Annotated in this window: 25 protein-coding genes; 1 reads left to right on the top strand and 24 read right to left on the bottom strand. The window is 52.3% G+C overall.

The genetic code is table 11. The annotated features are described in order from the left end of the window. Positions 1-43: 43 nt before the first annotated feature. Positions 44-349 carry a BMC domain-containing protein gene (locus B5F29_RS06760; RefSeq protein WP_087153885.1) on the bottom strand — a complete coding sequence of 102 codons (306 nt, stop codon included), beginning with the start codon at positions 347-349 and terminating at the stop codon, positions 44-46. 206 nt (positions 350-555) lie between these two features. Between B5F29_RS06760 and B5F29_RS06755 the strand changes: the two genes are divergently transcribed. After that, the gene (locus tag B5F29_RS06755; RefSeq protein WP_087153884.1) at positions 556-1,140 is read left to right on the top strand and encodes a sugar O-acetyltransferase; all 585 of its coding nucleotides are present in this window, start codon (positions 556-558) and stop codon (positions 1,138-1,140) included. Between the two features lie 6 nt (positions 1,141-1,146). Here B5F29_RS06755 and B5F29_RS17030 read toward each other — a convergent pair whose 3' ends face one another. The 23 genes from B5F29_RS17030 to B5F29_RS06635 form a co-directional block, all read right to left on the bottom strand. Next, positions 1,147-3,090: an alpha/beta hydrolase gene (locus B5F29_RS17030; RefSeq protein ID WP_162608374.1), complete on the bottom strand. Its 1,944-nt coding sequence runs from the start codon at positions 3,088-3,090 to the stop codon at positions 1,147-1,149. Positions 3,091-3,123: 33 nt separating this feature from the next. Continuing rightward, positions 3,124-3,657 carry a flavodoxin family protein gene (locus tag B5F29_RS06745; RefSeq protein WP_087153882.1) on the bottom strand — a complete coding sequence of 178 codons (534 nt, stop codon included), beginning with the start codon at positions 3,655-3,657 and terminating at the stop codon, positions 3,124-3,126. 551 nt (positions 3,658-4,208) lie between these two features. Continuing rightward, positions 4,209-4,592: a VOC family protein gene (locus B5F29_RS06735; protein ID WP_087153881.1), complete on the bottom strand. Its 384-nt coding sequence runs from the start codon at positions 4,590-4,592 to the stop codon at positions 4,209-4,211. Positions 4,593-4,619: 27 nt separating this feature from the next. Then, positions 4,620-5,162 carry a cysteine hydrolase family protein gene (locus B5F29_RS06730; protein ID WP_087153950.1) on the bottom strand — a complete coding sequence of 181 codons (543 nt, stop codon included), beginning with the start codon at positions 5,160-5,162 and terminating at the stop codon, positions 4,620-4,622. 311 nt (positions 5,163-5,473) lie between these two features. Then, the gene (locus tag B5F29_RS06725) at positions 5,474-6,679 is read right to left on the bottom strand and encodes a DHA2 family efflux MFS transporter permease subunit (RefSeq protein ID WP_275532923.1); all 1,206 of its coding nucleotides are present in this window, start codon (positions 6,677-6,679) and stop codon (positions 5,474-5,476) included. Positions 6,680-6,774: 95 nt separating this feature from the next. Beyond that, complete coding sequence (metA, locus tag B5F29_RS06720; RefSeq protein ID WP_087153879.1) at positions 6,775-7,692, bottom strand: homoserine O-acetyltransferase MetA; 918 nt, start codon at positions 7,690-7,692, stop codon at positions 6,775-6,777. A gap of 114 nt (positions 7,693-7,806) precedes the next feature. Further along, the gene (locus B5F29_RS06715; protein WP_242955599.1) at positions 7,807-8,091 is read right to left on the bottom strand and encodes a hypothetical protein; all 285 of its coding nucleotides are present in this window, start codon (positions 8,089-8,091) and stop codon (positions 7,807-7,809) included. Next, complete coding sequence (locus B5F29_RS06710; protein WP_087153878.1) at positions 8,033-9,082, bottom strand: M15 family metallopeptidase; 1,050 nt, start codon at positions 9,080-9,082, stop codon at positions 8,033-8,035. The genes B5F29_RS06715 and B5F29_RS06710 overlap by 59 nt, the downstream gene beginning before the upstream one ends. A 45-nt stretch (positions 9,083-9,127) precedes the next feature. After that, a complete protein-coding gene (locus B5F29_RS06705) occupies positions 9,128-9,793 on the bottom strand; it encodes a J domain-containing protein (protein ID WP_087153948.1) in 666 nt (221 codons plus the stop codon). Further along, positions 9,793-10,632 carry a DUF5685 family protein gene (locus B5F29_RS06700; protein WP_087153877.1) on the bottom strand — a complete coding sequence of 280 codons (840 nt, stop codon included), beginning with the start codon at positions 10,630-10,632 and terminating at the stop codon, positions 9,793-9,795. The genes B5F29_RS06705 and B5F29_RS06700 overlap by 1 nt, the downstream gene beginning before the upstream one ends. A 3-nt stretch (positions 10,633-10,635) precedes the next feature. Next, positions 10,636-11,031, bottom strand: a complete 396-nt coding sequence (locus tag B5F29_RS06695) for a hypothetical protein (protein ID WP_087153876.1) — start codon at positions 11,029-11,031, stop codon at positions 10,636-10,638. 121 nt (positions 11,032-11,152) lie between these two features. Beyond that, positions 11,153-12,088: a cysteine synthase A gene (gene cysK, locus B5F29_RS06690; protein WP_087153875.1), complete on the bottom strand. Its 936-nt coding sequence runs from the start codon at positions 12,086-12,088 to the stop codon at positions 11,153-11,155. After that, positions 12,075-12,941, bottom strand: coding sequence for a patatin-like phospholipase family protein (locus B5F29_RS06685; protein WP_087153874.1), 867 nt, complete (start codon positions 12,939-12,941; stop codon positions 12,075-12,077). The genes cysK and B5F29_RS06685 overlap by 14 nt, the downstream gene beginning before the upstream one ends. 14 nt (positions 12,942-12,955) lie before the next feature. After that, positions 12,956-14,410, bottom strand: a complete 1,455-nt coding sequence (locus B5F29_RS06680) for a glycoside hydrolase family 32 protein (protein WP_087153873.1) — start codon at positions 14,408-14,410, stop codon at positions 12,956-12,958. Positions 14,411-14,425: 15 nt separating this feature from the next. Beyond that, a complete protein-coding gene (locus B5F29_RS06675) occupies positions 14,426-16,309 on the bottom strand; it encodes a sucrose-specific PTS transporter subunit IIBC (RefSeq protein WP_087153872.1) in 1,884 nt (627 codons plus the stop codon). A 208-nt stretch (positions 16,310-16,517) separates the two neighbouring features. Continuing rightward, positions 16,518-17,504 (bottom strand): LacI family DNA-binding transcriptional regulator, encoded by a 987-nt coding sequence (locus B5F29_RS06670; protein ID WP_087153871.1) that lies wholly within the window; start codon positions 17,502-17,504, stop codon positions 16,518-16,520. Next, on the bottom strand, positions 17,501-18,376 hold the full coding sequence (gene aguB, locus B5F29_RS06665; protein WP_087153870.1) for an N-carbamoylputrescine amidase: 876 nt from the start codon (positions 18,374-18,376) through the stop codon (positions 17,501-17,503). The genes B5F29_RS06670 and aguB overlap by 4 nt, the downstream gene beginning before the upstream one ends. Continuing rightward, the gene (gene aguA, locus B5F29_RS06660) at positions 18,373-19,488 is read right to left on the bottom strand and encodes an agmatine deiminase (RefSeq protein ID WP_087153869.1); all 1,116 of its coding nucleotides are present in this window, start codon (positions 19,486-19,488) and stop codon (positions 18,373-18,375) included. Before aguA ends, aguB begins: the two co-directional genes overlap by 4 nt. 16 nt (positions 19,489-19,504) lie before the next feature. Then, positions 19,505-20,647, bottom strand: a complete 1,143-nt coding sequence (gene nspC, locus B5F29_RS06655; protein WP_087153868.1) for a carboxynorspermidine decarboxylase — start codon at positions 20,645-20,647, stop codon at positions 19,505-19,507. 1 nt (position 20,648) lies between these two features. Next, a complete protein-coding gene (locus tag B5F29_RS06650) occupies positions 20,649-21,908 on the bottom strand; it encodes a saccharopine dehydrogenase family protein (protein WP_087153867.1) in 1,260 nt (419 codons plus the stop codon). After that, a complete protein-coding gene (gene speE / locus B5F29_RS06645; protein ID WP_087153866.1) occupies positions 21,905-22,765 on the bottom strand; it encodes a polyamine aminopropyltransferase in 861 nt (286 codons plus the stop codon). Before speE ends, B5F29_RS06650 begins: the two co-directional genes overlap by 4 nt. A gap of 19 nt (positions 22,766-22,784) precedes the next feature. Beyond that, a complete protein-coding gene (locus B5F29_RS06640) occupies positions 22,785-24,233 on the bottom strand; it encodes an aminotransferase class I/II-fold pyridoxal phosphate-dependent enzyme (protein WP_087153947.1) in 1,449 nt (482 codons plus the stop codon). Between the two features lie 380 nt (positions 24,234-24,613). After that, the gene (locus tag B5F29_RS06635; protein ID WP_087153865.1) at positions 24,614-25,015 is read right to left on the bottom strand and encodes a hypothetical protein; all 402 of its coding nucleotides are present in this window, start codon (positions 25,013-25,015) and stop codon (positions 24,614-24,616) included.

Raw genomic sequence — 25,015 nt, 5'->3', positions numbered from 1 at the left:
GGCCTTTCCTGTTTTTAAGTCTCTCTGCCTCACCGGCGCGGATTCACTCGCTGGCGGAATCTGCGGCTTTTACCTTCTGTACGGCCGCCTCCACGGCTGCCACGTCTCCCAGGATACCCAGGCAGGTCATATGCTGCGGACAGCTCCCCATGATCTCAAAGACTTCCACGTCCGACGCTTTCTGCGCCACGTCGCTGGCAAAAATCATATCGCATACGCTGCCCTGCACAAGAGCCAGCGCCGCATTCTGGCGGAACAGTTCTTCCAGATTGTCTTTCCGCGCCCTCCTGCCTATGATTTCCTTTGTCCCCGGCGATACGGTTTTCATAATTCTGATCTTTACTGCCACTGCCTATACCCCCTCTGTTTCTTTTTCATTCTTTAAAATTCTGATTTACAGGAATACCCTGCAAGCATCTCAGTCCTGCAGGGCACTAACTGTATATAATAATAAATGTTTTATATTTTTTTGTCAACGAATGACCGATTTCCTTTTTTTATAAAATAAGATATAATGATTACACCATTCCACCGATCTTAAAGGAGAAATTTATGATGACGGAAAGAGAAAAAATGCTGGCGGGACAGCTTTACGACTGCGGCGACGAAGAACTTTTAACGCAATGGCATAAGGCAAAAGATCTGGTCAGGGATTTTAACCGGACAGATTCCGCCGATTCCCGGGAAAAGGAACGTATTTTAAATGAATTATTAGGCGGAAAGGGAAAAAATCTCTGGATTACCGCTCCTTTCTATGTAGACTACGGAAATAATATTTATTTCGGCAATAATTGCGAAGTAAACATGAACTGCACTTTTTTGGACGACAATCTCATCCAAATCGGCGACAACGCTCTGATTGCTCCTAACGTCCAAATTTATACCGCCTTTCACCCGACAAACGCGATTGACCGCTTCGGCGAACCGAAGGCAGATGGATCCTTTGAATTTTGCAAAACACAGACAGCGCCCGTTATAATCGGCAACAACGTATGGATAGGAGGAGGGGCTATTATTATGCCCGGCGTCACTATCGGAAACAATGTGGTGATCGGCGCCGGCAGCATTGTGACAAAGGACATCCCAAACGATGTGGTTGCTTATGGAAATCCCTGCCGGGTAATGCGGAAAAATCTGTAAATTGCATCATCTTCCGTAACTGCCCATATTTCGCTCCCAGAAGCTGATCGCGCGGTCAATCCATCCTTCCGCCACAGTCCCTTGCCCCAGACCGAAACCATGCCGCAGACCGTTAAACACTTCCACTTCCGCATCCGTACCGTCCTGCTGTATCTGGCTGATATAATTTTCCACGGTGCGGTAATAGGCGATCCCGTCACTGGTGCCCACACACGCGTATGTCGGCGGTTCGTAACCTGTCACTTCCGAAAGCCCCGTATACTGCATGATGACTGCGGCCGGGCGGGGATATGCCTCTTCTCCGAAGGCGGCGGTTCCGTAAGAACCCAGCCACGCGGCCATACGCGCTCCGGCGGAGCCTCCCCATAAGGAATAATCCGTCATATTGATCCTCAACTCTTCCGCGTTCTCATGGAGAAACGCGATCGCTCTTGCCAGATCCTCACATGCGGTCTGCGCGCCGGGACGATAGATCAGCGCGAACGCATTATAACCATTTTGAGACAGTTCCAGCGCCTGCGGAAAGCTGTCGTGCATGGCCGCCACATAGACGAAACCTCCGCCCGCATTCAGGACAGCCGTCCTGGCTCCCGGATCGCCCCGGAAAAGGAACAGCCCTGTATCTTCTTTGTCCGGATCCGCTTCCTTTTCTTCTTCCGTATAGATGTCATAAAATATCTGCTCTCCGGAAGCAGCCTGTTCTCTTAGATAATTGGCTATCTCCACCGTCTTTTCCGGATTCACATTGTTGTACCACATCAGAACAGAATCCAGATCCCGAAGCTCCAGACCTCCGCTGATCCTCAGATCCACAGGAAAGATCAGTCTTCCATAGTCGTCAAAGACGGGATCATTGATCACGTCCGCCACTTTCGTATTTAGTGTATATACACTTTCTCCAGCCACAGTTTCATCTCCCAAATGATTCTGACCGCCGTTCTCCGCAAATATCTGTGATAACCACGCGTCATATCCGTCGATCCATCCGCCCTCTGCGCCGAAGCCGTGAGGCATGTCTTCCAGTTCATGAGCTTCCACCGGGATGCCCGCTTCCTGAAGCGCCCGGACACATTCTTCAAATTCTCCCACAAAAGGATCTCTGGAGCCGTATACAAAATAAGTGGGCGGCAGATCAGCTTCCCTGAAGCTCTCCACATCTGCAGACGCTACGCTGAGTCTTCCATAAAACGCATAGATCATCCCGCAGGCAGCGGCATCGGCAGAAACCTGATCCAGCTCATCCGGCACATAACCGGCATCCAGGAACGTACCGTCTGTGATCCCGTCAAAATGCAGAAGCATTTCACCGCTCAGGATTCCTCCTGCCGAGAATCCCATGACAGCGATGTCTTTCTCGTCGATTCCGTATTCTTCCGCATGGCTGCGGACAAAGCGGACCGCCCGTGCCAGGTCGAGGGCTCCTTCTTCCTGCGTATAAGGACGGAGGCGGTAATCCACCACAAAACTCTGATATCCCAGACTGCTTAAGAGTTCCGCCACCGGAGTCCCTTCATTCTCGTCACTTCGGTACTGGAACGCCCCTCCCGCGCAGATGAGCACTGCCCCTTTTTTCTCTGTCCCTTCCGGAACGGGAAATGTCCGCACAGCCGGGCGAAAGTCCGGATCGTCCGCATAGCGTCCTTCATTTTCCGTATATTCTGTCTGCGAAGGCATATCCCCCTCTTCCCAGAGATAAAACGTCTGTCTGCTGTGAGCGTCCACAGCGGCGCCCGCAACCGTATCTGAAGCGGCGGCGGTTCCGGCTGCTTCCGATTCCGCCGTACTGCTCCACGCATCATCCGCCGTATCTTCTCCGGCATCGTCCGCCGCGCCTTCTCCGGCGTCGTAACTGTCTTCCGACTCCCCGTTCAGGGTATCACGGTCTGCACCGCATGCCGCCAGCCAAACAGTCAGTATCATAATGATCAATAATATCCCGTTTTTTCTCATAATCCTGTACCGCATTCTTATGTCCGACGCATATCAGACCGCTTTTCCGGCTTCATATGCTTCCCTGTATGCAGGGGTACTTTCTACTTCCCCCCTCTGATAGACGCCCTCTCCATAGATTTCCCGTCTTACTTTTGCTCCCGGCAGACAGTCTGTAAAACCTTTCAATGCATCCATCGTCCTGGCCATCGCGCGTCTTCCTGCCGCGGCCGTGGCGATCAGATAGACATCCTTGTCCCGCATCTCTGTGTAACGGGACAGTGTCCGGTCGATCATAGTCTTCATCTGTCCGTCCATGGAATAGAAATATACCGGAGTTGCCAGCACCAGAACATCTGCCGCCACCATTTTCTCCAGAAGGCTTTCCATATCATCCTTCTGCACACACGCGCCCGTTCCCCTGCATCCATAACAGGCTTTGCAGTACCCGATCTTCAGTTCCCGCAGATTAACCTTTTCCACTGTATTGCCGGCTTCCCTGGCGCCTTTTTCAAACTGTCCGCATAAAATGTCCGAGTTCCCGTTTTTCCGGGGACTTCCTGAAATAATTAAAACTTTTTTACTCATGTTTTTCCTCCCGTAAAATAAGTCTTCTTTGCTGAAAGGGGCGGATCTCCAACCCTTGTGTTTATTATAGAAAAAATAGAACTGTCGCAGAAGTTTCTTTTAGTTGTCTTGTTTATACCTTTAGGTTTGGATCGATTTAACGTTAAAAATTACAGCGAAAATGGCTGCCGATGCGCAGGGAAATGAAAGAAAGCCCTTGTGGGACATTTGGGAACTCACTTTGACATTATGGACAAGGATTTTCTGCTGGATTACACAGAACGAAAGGGGATTGTCTTTGACGTGGGCGAGGTAAAAAATCGGGATATCGATCATCGGCACCGATTTCGCCGGAGTCAGACGCGGAAAAGAACACACGCAGAAAGACCAGTACTGCGCGGACAAAGGCGTTTTTATCATTGAAAATATGTGTAATTTAAAAGCGCTGACCGGTCCGGAAGACTATATTGTAAATACATACCCTATGAATTACGCAGGTTTGACAGGCCTGCCGTGCAGAGTCATCGCCAAACTGTGATTCTGCGTCTCCGCACCGGCAGGCGCGTTTTCTATCAGACGGTTATCTCGATCTGGTTCCCTTCCAGATCCACGATACAGCTCTCATAATATCCGTCGCCTGTCGTGCGCGGCCCGCTGACAACTTCAAATCCATCCGCTTTCAGCGTCTTCGTCAGTTCGTCGACCAGTTCCCTGCTGCCTACGCTGAAAGCAACGTGTGCGAATCCGGTCCTTGCCAATGCCTTTTCCGCATCATCCATACCGGGTTTATTCATGATCTCCAGCCGGGCGCCGTCATCAAAGGACAGAAAATAAGAGCGGAAATCCGTGTTCCGGTTGTGATATCCGGCGCCGGAAACGGCTCCAAAATATTTTTCAAAGAAATCTCTGGTCTTTTCCAGGTCCTTCACATACATCGCGACATGTTCTATCCTCATAAAATATCCTCCTGCAATCTTGGAAAATCAATATGGTTCTTTTCCTTCGTTGACAACATGAATCTGACAGGATTTCATCGCCTTCAGCGCAGTTCTGTGGCTCTCCGGCGTCACCCCGGCGCAGCACGCCGCATCTACCGCAATCACCATCTCCGGCGCAAAAGCTTTCATTGTCATGGCATTGCTGATCACGCAGATATCCGTACACACACCGACCAGTTCCGCTTCTTCATAACCCGCTTCACTCAGATACCGTCCCAGCTCCATGCTGCCGAACGTATCCTTTTCCACTTTTTTACCCGACTGATCCGCCGCGTCCTTAAGTTCCGGAATAATCTGCCATCCTTCCGTTCCCCTGATACAGTGGGGAACGGGCAGGTTCTTCCCCTCCTGGGTATCCAGATAATCTTCCCCATGCGTGTCCATGGTGAAGATCAGATCCGTTCCGCTCTCCTGCGCGGACTTTACTTTTGCCGCCACATTCGGCACAATCGCACGGCACTGTTCATTTCCCAGCGCCCCGGTTATGAAATCTACCTGCATGTCGACTACGACCAATGCTTTTTTCATGTATTTCCCCGACCTTTCATGTAATAATACAATTCGCGCTCTGCGCTCATTATAACATGTCCGCTTCGCAGACATGTTGCCTCCGGCGGATGCGCCCGGCTTTCTGCGGCGGGCGCAGAAACCGGTATGCGCGGTGGTATAATGAGCGCTCTGCGCTCATTATAACATGTCCGCTTCGCAGACATGTTGCCTCCGGCGGATGCGCCCGGCTTTCTGCGGCGGGCGCAGAAACCGATATGCGCGGTGGTATAATGAGCGCTCTGCGCTCATTATACCACAGAGCGGCCGGTGCGGCGAAGATGTTTTTTGGTTCATTTTGACCGGGGAAATATCAGGGAAGCGACAGCGCCCGCCGCCGTGCCGAAGGATCCTCCCACCTGCTGAAATGCACGTATGATCACCGTAGCGCGCGAAACATCGGCATCAGGCAGACCGCGAAACGCAGATGTGGTGATCGGCACAATCAGCATACCTATAGCAAGACCGCGGATAAAAAGAAATACATAAAGCAGAATCGAACCCGTTTGATCCCCCAGGAACAGAAATGGAGCCGTGCTGATTACACATGCGAAGAAACCGCCGGTCGCCACCACGTGGCCGCCATACGCGTCTGTCAGGCGGCCTGCGGCAGTGCGGGTAAGCAGGGCTCCAGCCCCCTGGGGAAGAAGCATCAGCGCCGCCTCCAATGCGGTCGCTCCGATCGTGCGCTGCCAGAACAGCGGAAATAAGAACTGAGCCGCATACAGGGTGCCTCCCGCGAAAAACATGGCCGCCGACGCCGCAGTGACCGAACGGCGCCTGAACAGACTGATATCCACGACAGCCCGCTCCGGATCTCTTGCAGACGGCAGAGCCACAAATACGGCGAGCAGCACGATCCCCAGAATTAACGGCACTGCCACAGACGGAGCCGTAAGGCTGTCTCCTTGAGAGACTGCAGTGAATCCAAGCAGCAGCGCGGATATTGCCCCGGCCACAAACAGAAATCCCGGAAGGTCAAAGCGGCGTTTTTTCTCCGTGCGTGCTCCATCCGCGTCCGCGCCGAGCCAACGCGCAGAGAACAGGATTGCAAGAATCCCCACCGGAATATTGATCAGAAACAGCCAGTGCCAGCTGGCTGCAGACAGCACGATACCGCCCAGAACAGGTCCAAGGATCGGTCCCAGCAAAAGAGGAAGCATGACTGTGGACATAATGCCTCCCACCTCCGTGATCCCCCTGTTGCGGGCAATCTCCACCGGCAGCGAAGTAAGCAGCGTTATAAACGCGCCCGCTCCAAAGCCCTGCAGCACACGGCATACCACCAATGCCGGCAGCCCCGGAGAAACAGCGCACAAAAAAGAACCGATCAGGAAGATCACAAGACCCGTCATCCAGCAGCGCCGTCCTCCAAAACGTTCTTCTGCCCATCCCACAACAGGTATCGCCACAGCAAGAGCCAGCAGATAAGCAGTGGAAACCCACTGTACCGCGGCTTCGCTGACCTGAAATGCTTCCATCAGAGAAGCGATCCCGATAGAAACAATCGGTTATCCTGTAAAAACCCTGCCGTTTGGTCTGTTGAAAAAAGACGAAAAAACCGCAGCGAAAAATCTCCGCTGCGGCTCTTTCCTTATTTATCATCTTCCCAGATATAAGGCGTAAGCTGATATACATAATAGTTCAGCCAGTTCGTATACAAAGTGTTGGCATGCGCCCTCCACATGAGATCCGGCCGTTTTGTATCGTCTCCGTCCGGAAAATAGTCTCTCGGCATCTGGATATCCAGTCCCTTGCCCAGATCTCTTTTGTATTCGTTCTCCAGCGTCATCCGGTCATACTCCGGATGCCCCATGACGAAAATCTTTTTGCCGCCTTCCGCCATACAGAGAAATACGCCTGCTTCTTCGGACTCTGCCATGATCTTCAGATCGAGGCAATTCGCGATGGCATCCCTCGGAACCGTCGTATGACGGGAATGGGGCGCCACAAAATAATCGTCAAATCCTCGCACCAACGGCTCCTTCCTGTTCATGACCCGGTGACGGTACAGGCCGAACAGTTTCTGCGGGAGCTGTACCTTCGGAAGACCATAATAATAGTACAGCGCGGCCTGCGCTCCCCAGCAGATATAGAAGGTGGAAGTCACATGAGACTCACACCACGCGAAAATCTCCCTTAATTCGGTCCAGTAGTCCACCTCTTCGAATTCCATCTGTTCCACCGGCGCTCCGGTGATGATCAGTCCGTCAAAACGTTTCTTTCTTATTTCTTCAAAAGTCTGGTAAAATTTATTGAGATGACTCTTGTCTGTATGTTTGGACTCATGATTCGTTACCGTGATAAAGGTCACGTCCACCTGCAGCGGCGTATTGGACAGGCTGCGCAGAAGCTGCAGTTCCGTATCTTCCTTCAGCGGCATGAGATTCAGAATACCTACCTTCAGAGGACGGATCTCCTGGCTCAGCGCCCGGCTTTCGTCCATGACAAAAATATTCTCTTTCTCCAGTATCTCTTTCGCCGGCAAATCATTCTGAATTCTAATCGGCATTATCTTCACCTCGTCTCACTTTTTATTCCCGCGAGCAACGAACCAAGCGGACATGCAGGCATGTCCATTTGGCGACTGCCGCGAGGGTCAAATACCCCGATGCTTGCATCGCCGCTAATTTGATGCCCCGCATGCTTGCATCGGGGTTTTTGACTCTCCCTCATGGATAGATACCGTGACCGTCCAGTATCCTTCTTCCTCACGGATCTCTTTCACAGTGCCTTCCAGATTTGTCAGGCGCTTTTTTGTATTGTTGGACATGGCGACCGCGTCCCGGATCGTATAATAATACATCAGACCGGCCATAGTGGAGGCAGTGTCTTCTTTCAGACGGACCGGATCACCTTCCTGTATTAGCCCAGCCCGCTCCATACGAAATTCCATCTCTCTGTCCATCATAAGCCACCCCTAAAAATTCTTCCAGGCACAACTCCTGTTCCCACATAAGTTTTGCCGCCGGTATCCCCACATACCTCAGATGCCACGGTTCGGAAATGATACCGGTGATGTCTGATTTGCCGGAAGGATAACGGATCACATACCCATACTCCCAGGCATGCTGCTCTACCCATTTATATTCTTTAGTACTGCGGATCCCTTCGTCCAGATTCTTATACCGGTTGGTCACGAAATCCACGGAAAGGCCCAGCTGATGTTCGCTGGTGCCCGGAACCGCCACTACGGTACCGGCCTCTTTTACTGCCGCAGTATGAGTATAGCCGTCATCTTCCAGACGTTCAATCTTATTCTGAAACAGCGATACCTGATAATTATATGTACGATAGGAAGAAGTGACATTGATGTACAGGCCTTCCTCCCTGGCGTCTTTGACCATCTGGGTAAGCGCTTCCGCCGCCTGAGGATCCAGCTCGTGTCCATTTCCAATATCTGTAAGTTCCAGCTCCAGCTCGTCTTCCAGGATATATTCTTTGTTTAGCAGACTCAGATAACCGTTTAAAATTGCCTCTTTGGTATCCCCTTCCAGTGAATTCTTAATATCCTGTTTCACCTGTTCTGCAGCCCTGGCCTCTTCCTCTTCCCTTTCCTTGGCGGCTGCAGCCTGTGCCGCTGCCTGCGCTTCTGCTGCCGCCTGCGCCTCTGCCGCTGCCTGCGGGTCAACCGCCGCATTGGGATCAGCTGCTTGTGCCGCCGCGGCTTCTGCCGCTGCCTGCGCCTCTGCCGCTGCCTGGGCTTCCGCCGCTGCCTGCGCCTCTGCTGCTGCCTGCGCTTCCGCTGCCGCCTGCGCTTCCGCTGCTGCCTGCGCTTCCGCTGCCGCCTGCGCTTCTATCGCCGCCTGATCGGCGGCAAATGTATGTAAAGGAGCCGCGCCGAGCATGGATACCATACCCAGCATCAGCCACATTTTCATCGATCTTTTGTCTTTCCTCATTTTATCCTCTCTATATTTTTCTTCCTTGTCCTGCCATCTGCTGTATCAACAGTAGAAAATACCTCCCCGCCCTCCGCAGCAGCACACATTGCAGATCAGATTTGCAAGGCAAAGTTTACAGCAGATATCATTGCCCATCACGCTCATGCCACCGTAAGGAGAACTCATCTCGTCATACCAGCTTCCCCGTCCCTGGAGCTGCTGCAGCAGAGCCTGATATTCCATCCTGTTCGGCTCCAGTTCTACCGCTCTCTTCGCGTGTTCCAGCGCCACCACATTATTGCCCAGACCGTTGTTTGCTATGGCGCTCAGATAATACCACTGTGCGCCTTTCCGGTCCATGCCGGAGAGCACATTCAGCGCTTCATTATAACGGCCTGCCCGGATATAGCTCATCGCCGCGTTAAGGTGGCTGGTATACTCATCGTTCTGTCCGGCGCCGCTTCTCTGATATCCGCCGTAGCCGCCGGCGCTTCCATAACCGCCGTAGCCATTGGTACTGCCATAACCGCTGTACCCCGATTCTTTCTCCTTCATGATCTGGTCATAGGCTGCCTGGACCTGCTTGAATTTCTCCTCCGCTTCCGCCGCGTTTGGGTTATTTACATTGGCATCCGGATGATATTTCCGGCTAAGTCTTCGATATGCTTTTTTTATCTCCTCGTCCGAAGCGCCTCTTTTCAGCCCCAGAACTTCATATGGATCCGTCATCATGACTCTTTCTCAGTTTCCTTTCTGCGGCATCGTATCTGTCCATATCTGGTCCACACACCCGCATATAAAATATTGCGCAGGATCTCCGCATCTGTCAGGATAGGCAGCATCTCGAACACCCGGGAAGTCTCCGCCATCATCATTTTCAGGATCTGCTGGCAGTCCTCCTCAAAACTATCTTTTTTATATAACTCTGTAAGCGGATTATAACATCCCTTTTTCAGATCGTCCTCGATATCCTCGTAAGCATCCATCAGGTAAATAAATTTTCCAAAGAAAAATCCCATACGGCGAAGCTTCTCTTCCCACTCGTCGCCGCGGTACACGAACAATTCTGCCATAATCTCTCCGAAAAATCCAGCAGTTTTATCAATATCGTAAACTTTTTTACGTTCCAGTCCGCTCAGTTCTTCCAGCAGCCGCCCGATTTTTTCTGTTTTCTGCCCGTACAGACGCCGTATCTTCGGCATCTTCAGCTCCAGAAGCTTTGCGAAAATCAGTCGGGTAAACTTACGCTCATCCTGCCAGTCATCCAGACATTTATAATATGTAAGAAGCAGATTCATGTCTGCCGCGTAATCATAACAGGGGTTAGACAGATAGTGATGCTTCTGCATAGGATGTGCCAGACATCTGCCGCAGCCGGATACTGTCTCCGGCTCATAGAGTCCGCTCAGAAGCAGTGCCAGAAACGTCATATCAAAACTCAGAGTCATCTGTCCCAGTCTGCCGTGACGGTTTTTCAGACTGCGGCAAAGCCCGCAGTATGCCGCGCGGTATGTCTCATACTCGCGCACCTTTAATTCCGGCTGATGTACGACGATATATCCAAACATCGGTCAGCTCCTTCTCTGAAATTCATGATGGCACTTGGGACATCTTACCATGATCTTTCCCTTTCCCTTGGGAATCCGGATCTTCTGTTTACATTTGGGGCAAACATAGATACGATGGTATTTCCGCTCGTTAGCCAGTTTTTTCTGCTGGTCAAGCCAGTAGCGGAATCTGGCAGTGGCATTCAGATAACGCTGATTTTCCGCGTATCTTGCCGCATGGTTTCTGGAAAACATGCGGAAATAGATAAAAATAATGACGATCAGAATGATTGCCGAAAGGATGCTGCTCCTCAAAAAGATATTTGCGATCAGAAATATCAGATCCAGGATCAACAAAAAACGGGAGAGCTGGTCCTGGCCGTATCTCCCCTGCATGAAACGGTAAAATTTCTCTCTCATTATTAAAAATACTCCTTCTGTGAACTTTCAGAGTAATTTAACCCTCGAATATGAACTTATTATAAACGATACTTGTGAAGATATCATGAAATTTTTATGAATTCCGGCGCCCGGGAAGAGATTATCTCTCTTCCTGGAACAGAGGAGTAGAATAATACCGGTCGCCGCTGTCCGGCAGAACGGCCACGATCGTCTTTCCTTCATACTCCGGCTTCTTCGCATAGGAGATTGCGGCAGATAATGCCGCTCCCGATGTGATCCCCACCAGCATTCCTTCTTTCCTGGCCAGCAGTTTCGCTGCAGAGAACGCCTCTTCTGCTTCAGCCAGATAGATCTCGTCATAGACCGTACGGTCCAGTACCTTCGGGACAAATCCGCCGCCGATTCCCTGAAGTCTATGAGGTCCCGGCTTTCCTCCGGAAAGCACCGGTGAATCTTTCGGCTCCAGCGCTACAATATGTATCTCCGGGTTCTGCTCTTTCAGATAGCGTCCCACGCCCGTCAGCGTTCCTCCGGTCCCTACTCCCGCAATAAAAAGATCCAGCTTTCCTTCTGTGTCTTTCCAGATCTCCGGTCCGGTCGTCCGATAGTGGGCCATCGCATTGGCAGGATTCTCAAACTGTCCGGGAATAAAGCTTCCGGGTGTCCGCGCCGCCAGTTCTTCCGCTTTCTCAATAGCTCCTGCCATCCCTTTACCGCCGTCGGTCAGCACAAGTTCCGCGCCATAAGCTTTCAGAAGATTTCTTCGCTCCTCGCTCATGGTTTCCGGCATGGTCAGAATCAAACGGTAGCCTCTGGACGCGGCCAGAGAAGCAAGGCCGATACCGGTATTTCCGGAAGTCGGTTCAATGATCACTGCGCCGGGAGTCAGTTTTCCTTCCGCTTCCGCCGCATCCAGCATAGATCTTGCAGCCCGGTCTTTAACACTGCCCGCAGGATTCAGATATTCCATCTTGCAGAGCACGCGCGCCTTGAGTCCCAGCTCTTTTTCCAGCCGGCATACCTCCACAAGCGGAGTTCCTCCGATCAGTTCTTCCACACTTTTATATACTGCCATTCCGGTCTCTCCTTCCTTCTCTCAAAAATCTTTGCACTTGCTTTATCTTTGCTTCCGCGTCCTCTCTGCCCAGATTATACAGGGATCTCACCTTATCCGGACGCTTCTCCATCCTGCCGATACCCAGATCCCGGCTCGGACGCAGGATCAGAATCTGCCCCTGCTTTTCCAGTTCTTCCAGCTCTTCCAGCGTCTGATTATATCTGCGGTACCGGCTCTGCATCGCCCGTACAAACGCCGGATATTCTTTATATACGATCTTCACAGCATTCATCCGGGACGTTTTTTTGCGGTATCCTTCCGGCCGGGTCAGCACTACGATGTTTTTCTCATACCCCATCTTCCGGAATGCCTGGACCGGGATACTGTCCGCCACTCCGCCGTCCAGATAGCTTTTCCCGCCGATCTGCACCGGATGGGATACCAGCGGCATAGACGCGGAAGCCTGCATCCAGGAAATATCTTTCATATTATCCAAACGGACATATTCCGCCCTCCCTGTGAGAAGATTGGTCGCAACCACATAAAACTTTGTTTTCGACTTTTCGAACGCATCGTAATCAAATACATCCAGTTTTTCAGGAATGTCATGGTAGCAAAACTGCGTGCCCACCAGATCTCCCGTTGTAAGAAGGGAACGGAAACTCATAAATCTGGGGTCACGCATATATTTCAGATAATACCGGATACTGCGCCCATGCTGTCCGGACACAAAGGAGCATCCGTGGATGGCTCCCGCGGACACTCCGATCACTCCGTCAAATGTCAGATCATGCTCCATAAATACGTCCAGTACGCCGGCTGTGTAGATGCCTCTCATGGCTCCGCCTTCCAGTACAAGACCTTTTTTCATATCATCCACCGTCCTTAGATTCTGTCAATCTCCATGTTCTTTAGATGATACACCAAAATCGTTCCTTTTTCCACTGTAATTTTCAGGGGAAGACATTCTTTCTCCGGATAGAAACGGGTGGACAGCACCGTCTCCCCGTCGTTTATATAGATCTCCGCCGCGGAACTGTCCAGGAAGATCCGGATGTTGCACAGTTTTCCGATCTTCGCTCTTCTCAGCTTTCTGCCCCTGCCGGATTCATCCTTAAAGGACAGCAGGATAACCCCGCTTTCCTTTTCATAGTTCAGGCACAGACCACCCGCTTCCAGACGCAGATCTGCAGCGGTATCCCTCATGGCAATAATCATTTCCAGGCCTTCCGATCTGTTCCATTCCAGGTTCGCGCGCTCCCGGTACAGTTCTTCTTCTGCACGCAGCTTTTCCATCTCGCAGACCGGTCGCTGCAGTATGGTCTTTCGTTCTTTATCCCAGATCAGTTCTCTGGGAATCGTCAGACAGTGCTGCCATCCTCTCCTGACTGTGGGCAGATTGTCATAATCACATTCAATCATGCCCATCCAGCCGATCAGGATCCTCCGGCCCCGGTCATCCTCAAAAGTCTGGGGGGCATAGAAATCGAATCCCATATCCCACTCATGAAAATCTTCCAGCACATACCCGTCTGTTTTCCTGAAATCTCCGTTCAGGACGCACCATCCCGACTGATACCGGTTCTGAAAACGGTATGTCTCCGCCTCCAGCCCCTGCGGGGAGAAAGACAGGATTCTCTGTCTACCCAGTGAAAACAGATCCGGACATTCCCACATGTATGCCTTCAGGGACTCTTTTCGAAGGACATTGATACGGGTCCAGGAGCGCCCGTTCTCTGAGGAAAATACCAGAACGCAGCCCCTGTCGCTGCCGTCCCGCGCGCCCTGCACCATATAACAGACGCCGTCTTCTTTCCAGACTTTCGGATCTCTCACATGGCAGCTCATGTCACTCCCGTAATCCTCATTTGTCATGAGAAGCTCTTTTCCCTCCGGGGTACGGCCGTCTTCTGTCACCGTAAGAATAGTGTTGGCTTCTCTTCCTGCATGGATATAATCGTAGTCGCCGTCCTTCTTTACGTTTCCGGTATAATAGATATAAAGCTTCCCGTCTTCCGCCAGAGCGCAGCCGGAGTAGACGCCGCATCTGTCCCATGCCGTATCCGGTGCCAGAAACGCGCCTGTATAACGCCAGCGGATCAGATCCGGGCTTTCATAATGTCCCCAGAACTTTTCCCCTCCCTCCGGATCAAACGGAGAATACTGAAAATATACGTGATAGATGCCGTCTTTCTGGCTCAGTCCGTTGGGATCGTTCAGCCAGCCGGCCGGAGGCATCAGATGATGCCCGAGCCTCCAGCCGTCCTGACGGCTCTCTTCCTGCGCGCGGTCCTCAGCTGCCTTTACCCGTTCCTGCCATCCGTGCATTTTGTCCGTCATAGATACCTCCTCCTGCTATGATATCCTGATGACCGGTTCTCCGTAACCGATCTCCCCGGTCTTCTCACATGCCACGTTCTCATAGTCAGCAGAATTTGTCACAAGCACCGGAGTGGTCAGATCGTACCCTTTTTCCCGGATAGACTCCATATCAAATTCCATCAGCGGCGTGCCTCTGGACACATGCTGGCCTTCCTTCACAAGGGCTTTATAGGGCTCGCCCTTCAGCTCTACCGTGTTGATGCCGATATGGATCAGCACTTCCACTCCGTCGTCGGAGGTCAGGGCCAGCGCGTGAAGCGTGTCAAATACCATCGTGACCGTGCCGTCAAACGGCGCTTTTACGAGACCTTCCGACGGGATCACCGCCATGCCTTTTCCCAGTGCTCCGGATGCGAAGGTCGGATCCTTTACCTCTTCCAGAGAGATTGCGGTTCCTTTCAGCGGACTGTATATTTCCGACGCCTCTTCTTTCTGCGCCTGTTCCTCCTTTGCCGGTCTTTGCGCGGAAGCTGTTTTTTCCTTTGCCGGCTCTTCCTTGAAAAGAGTCCAGGAGAATGCGAACGCTACCGCCGTAGCTACGACCATCACCAGCGCGTACTGCAAGGTATAGTTTGTAGTGATCAGAAATCCGAAGATTCCGGTGATTCCATAAGCGGATGCTCCGATATGGAACAGTCCGGCCACCAGGCCGCCGCACGCGCCGCCGATACAGCCTGCGATAAACGGTTTCATGTAACGCACATTAACGCCGAAGATCGCCGGTTCTGTGATTCCCATATAAGAGGACAGCGCAGCCGGAAGCGCCACTGATTTGGTCTTTGCATTATGACTCTTCAAAGCCACCGCCAGGCAGGCAGCTCCCTGCGCCACATTGGCAGCCGTCGCGATCGGCATCCAGGTATTGGACCCGATGGAGCTTAAAAGACCTGCTTCAATGGCGTTATACATATGGTGTACGCCTGCCACCACAGTCGGCGCGTAAAGCGCGCCCACAATCGCGCCGCCGATACCGAAGGGAAGCGTAATCAGCGCCTGGGCACCGTTCAGAACCCAGTTTTCGATGGTCGAGAAGATCGGCCCGATGATCGTCAGCGTCACATACCCGGTCACCATCACCGTCACCAGAGGGGTTACAAACAGGTCGATAATCTCCGGCACAATCTTGTGCAGTTTTTTCTCGATCACAGACATAAGCCATACAGCGATTACTACCGGAATCACATGTCCCTGGTATCCTACCAGATTTACGTCATAAAGGCCGAACCAGACGGATGCCTTTGGGATATCCGCCGCATTCATGCCGGCTACAGACCAGGCGTTCAGAAGATCAGTATGAATCATAATCATACCGATGACCGCGCCCAGGAACTGGTTCCCTCCGAATACCTTCGCCGCGCTGATGGCGATCAGGATCGGCAGGAATGTAAACGCCGCGTTGCTGAACAGATGGAAGATCACATAGGTTCCGGACTCTGCCATCTGGGGCCAGACATTGCAGAGGCCCTCCAGAAGCCCCATCAGAAGACCGCTGGCCACAATTGCCGGTATGATCGGCACAAAAATATCTCCCAGCGTCTTGATCGCGCGTTTGAAGACATTCTGTTTCGCGTTGGCCGCCTGTTTTACCTCTTCTTTTGACGAACCTTCAATGCCCGCGATTTTGATGAACTCGTCGTAAACCTTATTGACCGTACCGGTTCCCAGGATAATCTGCATCTGACCGGAGGCGAAAAAGACCCCCTGTACGCCGTCGATCTCTTCCACCTTTTCCTTGTCGCATTTGTCGTTGTCGCCAATCACCAGACGAAGTCTGGTCGCGCAGTGCGCGGCGGAAACCAGGTTCGACTTCCCTCCGATCCCGTCGTAAATTTCCCGCGCCGTCTTTTGGTAATCCATAATACTTCCCCTCCTTGCGTTTTTATGAAAACGATATCATTGATTAAACGTATTAATTTCAATAATATTTTGTTTTGATAATTTAATTTTATGATATCGTTTTCAGTTTCTGAAAACATTATAGATCGAAAATTACCGACTGTAAATCGGAAAAAGGACTAAATATCCTCTTGTGTTTTTGTGGAAATATCACAAGAAATTATCTTCCTCAAAGCAGGATAGAGCCTCTCTGGACGATTTCATAACCCAGCATCATCTTTTTATCCGGCAGATCCGGATTTTTCAGTTTTTCCAGAAGGATCTTCGCGCCCTCTCTTCCTGAGGTCTGATAATAATAATGCGCGGTCGTGAGAGGCGGATTCATCATCTCGGACATGCGGGTGTCTCCGATGCCCGCGATTGACACATCCTCCGGAATGCGCTTCCCGATCTCTCTCAGATATTTCATCGCCCCGATAGCGATGGTATCTGTGACGCAGAACAGAGCGTCCGTATCCGGAGCCTGCTCCATTAATGTCCTGGCGTTTTCATATCCTGATTCCAGTGTAAATTCTCCCTGGAGAACCCTTTTATCCTCCACCGGCAGGCCCGCTTCCGAAAGAGCATCGCAGAATCCCCGATACCTCTCCTTTCCCACTGCCTTGTCCCTGGCCGGCACACCGAGGAAACCGATTTTCTTATGTTTACCCGCCGCAAGGATCGCAGCCATCTCTCTGGCGGCATGATAGTCGTCATGATAAACGCAGGAGATATAAGACTCCTGCTGCCCCAGCAGCACCACCGGCACCTGCAGAGACTTCAGGAGTTTTTCATGTTCTTTATTCATCATAGTACCGATAAAGATGATCCCGTCCACCCGGTTCTGGTCAAAAATTTTCAGATAACGCAGCTCCTGCTCCTGATTGTTTCCGGTATTACCCAGCAGAAGCTCATATCCGGCTTCCGAAAGCTCTTCGCTGATGCCGGCCACCACCCGGCTGATGGACTCCGAATTGATCTTCGGAATCACCACGCCGACCACCTTCGTCCTCTTTGTCCGCATGGTCTGCGCATGGGCGGAGGGGACATACCCGGTCTCCTGGATCGCTTTTTTGATCCGTTCCTTTTTTTCTTCGCTTACATATCCGCCATTCATATAGCGGGAAACCGCGGACACAGACACATCCGCCATTTTTGCCACATCACTGATCGTCATTGCGAGATCCTCCGATAACATTCCGGCCTGCGATCCCTGAAAAGTCCCCAGGACATCCGGTTTTCTGCCATTTCATCCAAATCAAAAGAAGCGGTAAGCACTTCCTCCCGGTCTCTGGACGCGCTGCATACCAGTTCTCCGGTCCCGTCCGTGATAAAAGAAGAACCGTAAAAAGTCAGGGAAGAACTCTGTCCTCCATTTTGTTCGCATGGCAGCACTTCTTCCGCGCCGATCCGGTTGGCCGCCGCCACCGGCATGAGATTTGCCGCCGCATGTCCCTGCATGCAGCGTCTCCAGTGTGGCATGCTGTCGCATTCCAGGATCGGCTCGCTGCCGATGGCCGTAGGATACAGCAGTATCTCCGCCCCGTTCACCGCCAGGCACCGCGCCGTCTCCGGAAACCACTGATCCCAGCAGATCCCCACGCCAATCTTTCCAAATCGGGTATCCCACACGCGGAATCCGCTGTCTCCCGGTGAAAAATAGAATTTTTCCTGGTAAAAATGGTCGTCCGGAATATGGGTCTTTCGGTAGACTCCCAGAATCTCTCCGTCCGCGTCGATCACCGCGGCACTGTTATACAGGCGGGTGTTATCCTGCTCATAAAAACTGACCGGGATCACCGCCTCCAGTTCTTTCGCCACCCGGCGGAAATGACGCACCGCGTCATTTTCCTCCACAGGCTTCGCGTAATGATAATACTCATAGCGTCTTTCCTGACAGAAATACGGACGCTCGAACAATTCCGGCAGAAGAATCACTCCCGCCCCCGCTTCTGCCGCCTGACGGACAAGCGCGTCTGCTTTTTCTATATTCTCTGCCGCATCAGGCACGCAGCGCATCTGCACTGCTCCGATGGTCACCTTTCTCATATGCTCCGCCTCCTGTATGGTATTTGCTGGGTAATGCAGTGAATGTTTCCTCCTCCCATCAGCACCGCCCGGGCCGGGACCGGATATACTGTCCGCCCCGGGAAAAGGCCTTTCAAAATATCAACGGCCTTTCTGTCGTTTGCGTCCCCGAACTGGGGAACAACCACTCCATGGTTGGATATATAGAAATTCACATAGCTGGCGGCAAGTCTCTCGCCCGCCTCCCGCATATCTTCCCCTTCTTCAAAAGAAAAACCTGCAAGCTCCTGTTCCGTGATGCGCACCGGGTTTTCCGGAATCGGCAGAAGATGCACCTTCAGTTCCCTGCCTGCCGCGTCTCTCTGGCTTCTCAGCGCCTCCAGAGACGCCCGGCTCAGCCCGTACTGAGGATCTTCTTTATCCTCCGTCCATGCCAGAACCACTTCCCCCGGACGGACGAACGCGCAGATGTTATCCACATGCTCGTTGGTTTCATCCTGATAAATCCCCCGGGGAATCCACAAGATTTTCTTCGCTCCCAGGTATGCCTTCAGTTCTTCTTCAATCTGTTCCTTCGACATCCGCGGATTGCGGCCGGCGCTCAAAAGACATGCTTCCGTGACAAGCACCGTTCCCTCTCCGTCCGAATGGATCGATCCTCCCTCCAGCACAAAATGCTGCGCATCGTAGCAGTCCAGGTCCAGCGCGCGGCAGATCTCTCCTGCCGCCCGGTTATCCTGTTCCCACCGGGCATACAGACCGTCGTACGTTCCTCCCCAGGCGTTGAACTGCCAGTCCACGCCCCGGACGTCTCCCGCCGCGTTCACCACGCAGGTCGGTCCCACATCCCGGGCCCACGCGTCGTCTGTAGGGATCTCCAGCACTTCTATCCTGTCATCTTCTGCAAAGCATGCTCTCACCGCGTCCGCATGTTCCCGGCCCGCCAGCATCCACACTTTCTCACTCTTCGCTATGATCCGGGCGATCCGGGCAAACACCGCCTGTGCTTCTTTCGCCCCGTCGGGCCAGGAACCGGGTCTCACCGGCCAGATCATCACGCATCCCTCATGAGGCTCCCACTCTGCCGGCATCCGGTATCCGTCTGCGGCGGGTGTCCCTGTCAGTCTGTTCATCGATTGCTCCTCCCTGTCAGGAAAGTCTGCATTTAAAATCGTCATATCCGAAGGACCGGATCACCCGGCAGTCTCCGCCGGCTGAAAGCACCGCTATGTGCGGCAGCCCGATCCCGTTGAATGTATTGTTCTTGACCATGGAATAGATCGCCATATCTTCAAAACAGAGGCGGTCTCCCGGCCCGATCTCCCGGTCAAAAGAGTAATCGCCGATCACATCCCCCGCCAGGCAGGTGCAGGAAGACAGGCGGTAGGTATATGCCTTCTCCCCCGGCTTTCCGCTGTCTTTCAAAGGCGGGCGGTAGGGCATTTCCAGCACATCCGGCATATGGCAGGCCGCCGACGCGTCCAGAATCAGCGTCCGGATTCCATTGTCCACCACATCCAGCACTTCCGTCACCAGATATCCTGCGTTCAGCGCCACCGCCTCTCCGGGTTCCAGATACACTTCTACGCCATAGGTATCCTTCACACGGCGGACACAGCGGATCAGCAGCTCCACATCATAATCTTCTCTTGTGATATGATGCCCTCCGCCCATGTTCAGCCATTTCATCTGTCCGATATAATCTCCGAATTTTTCTTCTGCCGCACGCAGGGTACGCTCCAGATCATCGGAATTCTGTTCGCACAGAGTATGGAAGTGCAGTCCTTCCACTCCCTCCAGCGCATCCGGGTCTTCCAGAAGCGCCTTCTTAAAATTCTCCAGAGTCACGCCCAGACGGGAGCCCGGCGCGCAGGGATCATAGATGGCATGATCGCCCTGCGTGGAGCACTCCGGATTGATCCGAAGCCCGATACTGGTCCTGCCCAGGCACCGGTCCCGGTATTTTTTCAACTGGGAAAAGGAATTGAAGATCACATGATCGCAGACAGAGACAATCTCGTCCATCTCCTGCTCCCGGTAGCCGGGCGAAAATACATGATTCTCCTTTCCCATCTCTTCCCTGCCAAGTCTTGCCTCGTAAAGGCCGCTGGCCGTCGTCCCCGCCAGGTACTGTCCGATCAGCGGGTACTCATAAAACATGGAAAAAGCTTTCTGCGCCAGCAGGATCCGGCACCCCGCCTCCTCCTGCACTTTCTTCAGCAGTTCCAGATTCCGGATCAGCTTCGCCTCATCCACCACATAGCAGGGCGTCGGTACATCCTGAATCCTCATATCAGTCCACCAGAACCGGGTTCTCTTCCACAACCCACGGCAGTCCCCAGCGGTTCAGCGCTTCCATATAAGGATCCGGATCAAATTCGTCTGTGGTGAAAACGCCCGGCTTCTGCCATTGTCCGTTCACCACCAGCATGGCGCCGATCATGGCGGGCACGCCCGTCGTATAGGAAATCGCCTGGGATCCCACTTCTTTGTAGCACTCCTGATGATCACATACGTTATAAATATAAAGGCTCTTTTCCTTTCCGTCCTTCACTCCGGTGAAGATGCAGCCGATATTGGTCTTACCCACCGTTCTGGGCCCCAGAGAAGCCGGATCCGGCAGAAGGGCCTTCAGGAACTGGATCGGTACGATCTCCTGCCCCTGAAACTCGATCGGGGTCGTGGAGAGCATTCCTACGTTTTCCAGGCATTTCATATGGGTCAGATAACTCTGTCCGAAAGTCATGAAGAAACGGATCCTCTTTACACCCGGGATATTCTTCGCCAGCGCCTCGATCTCCTCATGATGAAGCAGATACATATCCTTTTTGCCCACGCCTTTGAAATCATATTCTCTCTTGATGCTCATGGGTTCGATCTCCACCCATTTTCCATCTTCCCAGTAAGATCCCGGAGCGGACACCTCGCGCAGGTTGATCTCCGGATTAAAGTTGGTGGCAAACGGATAACCATGATCTCCTCCGTTGCAGTCCAGAATATCGATGGTATGAATCTCGTCAAAATAGTGTTTCTGCGCATACGCAGCAAAGACACTGGTCACGCCCGGATCAAAACCGCTGCCCAGAAGCGCCGTAAGCCCGGCATCTTTAAAGCGGTCCTCATAAGCCCACTGCCAGGAATAATCAAAGAGTGCCGTGAAGCCCAGGCGTTTGCACCTCTCTTCATACACCTTGCGCCATTCCGGATCATCCGTATTCTCTGCTTCATAGTTTGCCGTATCGATATAATGTACTCCTGCCGCCAGACATGCATCCATGATCGTCAGATCCTGATAAGGCAGCGCCACATTCAGCACTGCATCCGGCGCATAGGAACGAATCAGCGCCGTAAGTTCCTCCACATGATCCGCGTCCACCTGCGCCGTGGTAATCTTCGTCTTCGTTGTGGGCTGCAGTTTTTCCTTCAGAGCATCGCACTTGGAAACCGTGCGGCTCGCAATCATAATCTCATCAAACACCTCGCTGTTCTGACAGCATTTGTGGATCGCCACGGAAGCCACGCCTCCGCATCCGATAATCATCAGTCTGCTCATATTTTATCTTCCTCCTCTTCCAGTAAATCTTCTACATATTTCGGCAGCATAAACGCGCCCGTATGCAGATTTGTTGTGTAATACCATGTCCTGATTCCCCGTTTATTCCAACGCTCTGGATCAAAATCCGTCAGCGGATGGTATTTTTTGGACGCAAAGCCAAACATCCAGTATCCGGCCGGGCAGGTGGGAATACTCGCCTGATATACGCGGCTGATCGGAAAACTCCGGTACACTTTCCGGTGCATAGCCCGGAAAGCGATCTCATCCTCATCATAAAACGGACTGCCGTGCTGATAAACCATGATTCCGTCTTCCTTCAGCGCGCGGTAGCAGCTGCCGTAAAACTCTTTGGTAAACAATCCTTCTGTATGTCCGAAAGGATCCGTAGAATCGTTGATGATCAGATCATATTCATTCCGGCGGTTGCGCAGGAACCGCAGCCCGTCCGCATTGGTGATCTTTACCCTGGGGTCGTCAAATCCTTTAGCCGTCTCCGGGAAAAATTCCCGGCTGACCTGGATGAACATCTCGTCGGGTTCTACCACATCGATCGAAACGATCTCAGGATACTCAATGCAGGTTCTGGCCACGCCGCCGTCTCCTCCGCCGATGATCAATACCTTTTTCACATCCGGATGCACTGCCATGGGCACATGCACCACCATTTCGTTGTAGATAAATTCATCCGCTTCCGAAAAGATAATCTCGCCGTCCAGTACGATCATCTTCCCGAACTCCTGGGACTGAAACACATCGATCCGCTGATATTCGCTCTGTGCGCTGAAAAGCTGCTTATCCACCCGGATACTCGTCTTCACATTGTCCGTGTCCATCTGAGAAAACCAGATATCCATTTCCGTCACCTCCCTTATCCTATACAATCACATTTAATAACTGTACCGAAGGATCCTGCGTTCCCTGAAGAGAACATCCTTTTTCCTTCGCGTACAATATGTATTCAATAATCTCGCCGGTGATCCGTTCTCCCGGCGTCAGGATCGGAATACCCGGCGGATAGCACATGACCAGCTCCGCGCAGATCGCGCCGGCTGTCTCCCGGATCGGTATCTGCCTCTTATCCGCGTAAAATGCTTCCTGGGGAGTGCAGACCACTTCCGGCTGGATAAAATCCCCGCAGTACAAAGTACTGGAATCTTTCTCATAGGAACGTCCGATATCTTCCAGCGCCCCTACCAGGCGCTCAATATCCTGGATACGGTCTCCGATGGAAATATATGCCAGAATGTTGCCGATATCCCCAAATTCGATCTGGATATCATATTCGTCTCTCAGGATATCGTATACTTCGATGCCGGTCAGGCCGATCCCCTGGGTATAGACGGACAGCTTCGTCACATCATAGTCATAAACGCTGTCCCCGTCCACCAGATCCTTTCCGTACGCATAGTACCCGCCGATCTCATTGATTTCATTTCTGGCGTACTCCGCCATCCGCACTACTTTCGCAAAGGATTCCTTTCCGCGCAGCGCCAGATTTCTCCTGGAAATATCCAGGCTGGACAGCAGCAGATACGACGCGCTGGTAGTCTGGGTCAGGTTGATGATCTGACGTACATACCCCGCGTCCATATCCGGACCGCACAGGAGGATCGAACTCTGGGTCAGGCTTCCGCCAGATTTATGCATGGAGACCGCCGCCAGATCCGCCCCTGCCGCCATGCCGGAAACAGGCAGGTTTTCTCCAAAATACAGATGGGTGCCGTGCGCTTCGTCCACCAGCACCTTCATCCCCCGTTCATGGGCCATCTCCGTGATCTTTTTCAGATTGGAACAGATCCCGTAATAGGTTGGATTATTGATGAACACCGCCTTCGCGTCCGGATTTGCATCCATCACCCTGCGCATCTCTTCTACCTCTACCCCCAGAGCAATGCCGATCCTGGGATTCACCTTCGCCTCCACATAGACCGGAACCGCGCCGCACAGCACCAGAGCGTTGATCACGCTTTTATGTATATTTCTGGGCAGGATGATCTTATCCCCCGCCTTGCACACGGACAGAATCATGCTCTGCACCGAACTGGTAGTCCCATTCACCATCAGGAACGCATGGGCCGCGCCGAACGCGTCTGCGGTCAGTTCCTCCGCCCTGCGAATCACCGACACCGGATGTCCCAGATTGTCCAGAGGTTTCATGGAATTCACATCCAGGCTGACACATTTCTCTCCAAGAAGCTCTGCCAGTTCCGGATTCCCCCTGCCTCTTTTATGTCCCGGCACGTCGAAGGGCACTACCCTTCTTCTCCGGAATTTTTCCAGCGCCTCGTAGATCGGGGCGGATTTCTGATCATTCAAATTCATCTGCATTCCCTCTGTCTTTTTCGTACAAAAAAAGGAAACCTGCGGACAACAGTCCACTTGCTTCCCCTGTCAAAGATCTCTTATATCTTCCGTTTTTAATCTTTCCAGAGTATCTACATGCTACTCTTATTGACCGTTTCACAAGATGACGTGCCATCGCACTGATTATAAAGTAATCAACTTATAAAATTTGAGCTTTTAACTCCATCAATAATGCGGCTTGCAAAACATACTCTGTTTTACTCACTGTCTGTGATCATAACACAAAATGTGCGGAACTGTCAATACAGCCCGCACATTCCTTTTCCGTATCAGCAACAGTTCAGGACAGTATATCTTCTTGCCCGGCCAGAGCCGGACAAGAAGATACGACAATCATCTCAGGCTTTCAGCCTGCGGTATTTGCTTTCCAGCACAGACGCCAGAGTTTCTCCCGGCTCAAAACATACGATCAAAGATCCTTTTTCTGTATCCGTCTTCAAACCGCAGCAGAGAGCTCCCGGCTCTCCTGAGGAGAAGTCCCTGTCGATTTTTCCAAAGCGCCGGAATATCTCGTCCCGGGTCCCCAGCCGGTATCCCTGTACCTGTTTCATATCGCAGAGGAACCTTCTTTTCCGGCTGCTCTTTCCGTAGATTACAGAGATCTCCAGCGTACCGTCCATATAAATCGTCTCATATTCTACCAGGCCTCTGCCGAACAACACTCCTGCGATACGGTCTCTCAGACTGTTCTTCGCAGTTTTTCCGGCCTGTACCGCGTACTCAGTATAATTCTCGTCCAT

It is taken from the genome of Lachnoclostridium sp. An196 (assembly GCF_002160135.1).
Taxonomy (GTDB): Bacteria; Bacillota; Clostridia; order Lachnospirales; family Lachnospiraceae; genus Hominiventricola; species Hominiventricola avistercoris.
The sequence above is the reverse complement of the archived record's forward strand: the minus strand, read 5'-3'. Positions and strand labels throughout refer to the sequence as shown.

What these genes read in the sequence shown, in the direction of transcription:
- B5F29_RS06755 (WP_087153884.1), top strand. Translation starts at nt 556, where the DNA reads ATGACGGAAAGAGAAAAAATGCTGGCGGGACAGCTTTACGACTGCGGC.
- B5F29_RS17030 (WP_162608374.1), bottom strand. Translation starts at nt 3,090, where the DNA reads ATGAGAAAAAACGGGATATTATTGATCATTATGATACTGACTGTTTGG.
- B5F29_RS06745 (WP_087153882.1), bottom strand. Translation starts at nt 3,657, where the DNA reads ATGAGTAAAAAAGTTTTAATTATTTCAGGAAGTCCCCGGAAAAACGGG.
- B5F29_RS06735 (WP_087153881.1), bottom strand. Translation starts at nt 4,592, where the DNA reads ATGAGGATAGAACATGTCGCGATGTATGTGAAGGACCTGGAAAAGACC.
- B5F29_RS06730 (WP_087153950.1), bottom strand. Translation starts at nt 5,162, where the DNA reads ATGAAAAAAGCATTGGTCGTAGTCGACATGCAGGTAGATTTCATAACC.
- metA (WP_087153879.1), bottom strand. Translation starts at nt 7,692, where the DNA reads ATGCCGATTAGAATTCAGAATGATTTGCCGGCGAAAGAGATACTGGAG.
- B5F29_RS06715 (WP_242955599.1), bottom strand. Translation starts at nt 8,091, where the DNA reads ATGATGGACAGAGAGATGGAATTTCGTATGGAGCGGGCTGGGCTAATA.
- B5F29_RS06710 (WP_087153878.1), bottom strand. Translation starts at nt 9,082, where the DNA reads ATGAGGAAAGACAAAAGATCGATGAAAATGTGGCTGATGCTGGGTATG.
- B5F29_RS06705 (WP_087153948.1), bottom strand. Translation starts at nt 9,793, where the DNA reads ATGACGGATCCATATGAAGTTCTGGGGCTGAAAAGAGGCGCTTCGGAC.
- B5F29_RS06700 (WP_087153877.1), bottom strand. Translation starts at nt 10,632, where the DNA reads ATGTTTGGATATATCGTCGTACATCAGCCGGAATTAAAGGTGCGCGAG.
- B5F29_RS06695 (WP_087153876.1), bottom strand. Translation starts at nt 11,031, where the DNA reads ATGAGAGAGAAATTTTACCGTTTCATGCAGGGGAGATACGGCCAGGAC.
- cysK (WP_087153875.1), bottom strand. Translation starts at nt 12,088, where the DNA reads ATGGCAGTATATAAAAGTGTGGAAGAACTGATCGGAGGAACTCCGCTT.
- B5F29_RS06685 (WP_087153874.1), bottom strand. Translation starts at nt 12,941, where the DNA reads ATGAAAAAAGGTCTTGTACTGGAAGGCGGAGCCATGAGAGGCATCTAC.
- B5F29_RS06680 (WP_087153873.1), bottom strand. Translation starts at nt 14,410, where the DNA reads ATGACGGACAAAATGCACGGATGGCAGGAACGGGTAAAGGCAGCTGAG.
- B5F29_RS06675 (WP_087153872.1), bottom strand. Translation starts at nt 16,309, where the DNA reads ATGGATTACCAAAAGACGGCGCGGGAAATTTACGACGGGATCGGAGGG.
- B5F29_RS06670 (WP_087153871.1), bottom strand. Translation starts at nt 17,504, where the DNA reads ATGACGATCAGTGATGTGGCAAAAATGGCGGATGTGTCTGTGTCCGCG.
- aguB (WP_087153870.1), bottom strand. Translation starts at nt 18,376, where the DNA reads ATGAGAAAGGTGACCATCGGAGCAGTGCAGATGCGCTGCGTGCCTGAT.
- aguA (WP_087153869.1), bottom strand. Translation starts at nt 19,488, where the DNA reads ATGAACAGACTGACAGGGACACCCGCCGCAGACGGATACCGGATGCCG.
- nspC (WP_087153868.1), bottom strand. Translation starts at nt 20,647, where the DNA reads ATGAGGATTCAGGATGTACCGACGCCCTGCTATGTGGTGGATGAGGCG.
- B5F29_RS06650 (WP_087153867.1), bottom strand. Translation starts at nt 21,908, where the DNA reads ATGAGCAGACTGATGATTATCGGATGCGGAGGCGTGGCTTCCGTGGCG.
- speE (WP_087153866.1), bottom strand. Translation starts at nt 22,765, where the DNA reads ATGGATATCTGGTTTTCTCAGATGGACACGGACAATGTGAAGACGAGT.
- B5F29_RS06640 (WP_087153947.1), bottom strand. Translation starts at nt 24,233, where the DNA reads ATGAATTTGAATGATCAGAAATCCGCCCCGATCTACGAGGCGCTGGAA.
- B5F29_RS06635 (WP_087153865.1), bottom strand. Translation starts at nt 25,015, where the DNA reads ATGGACGAGAATTATACTGAGTACGCGGTACAGGCCGGAAAAACTGCG.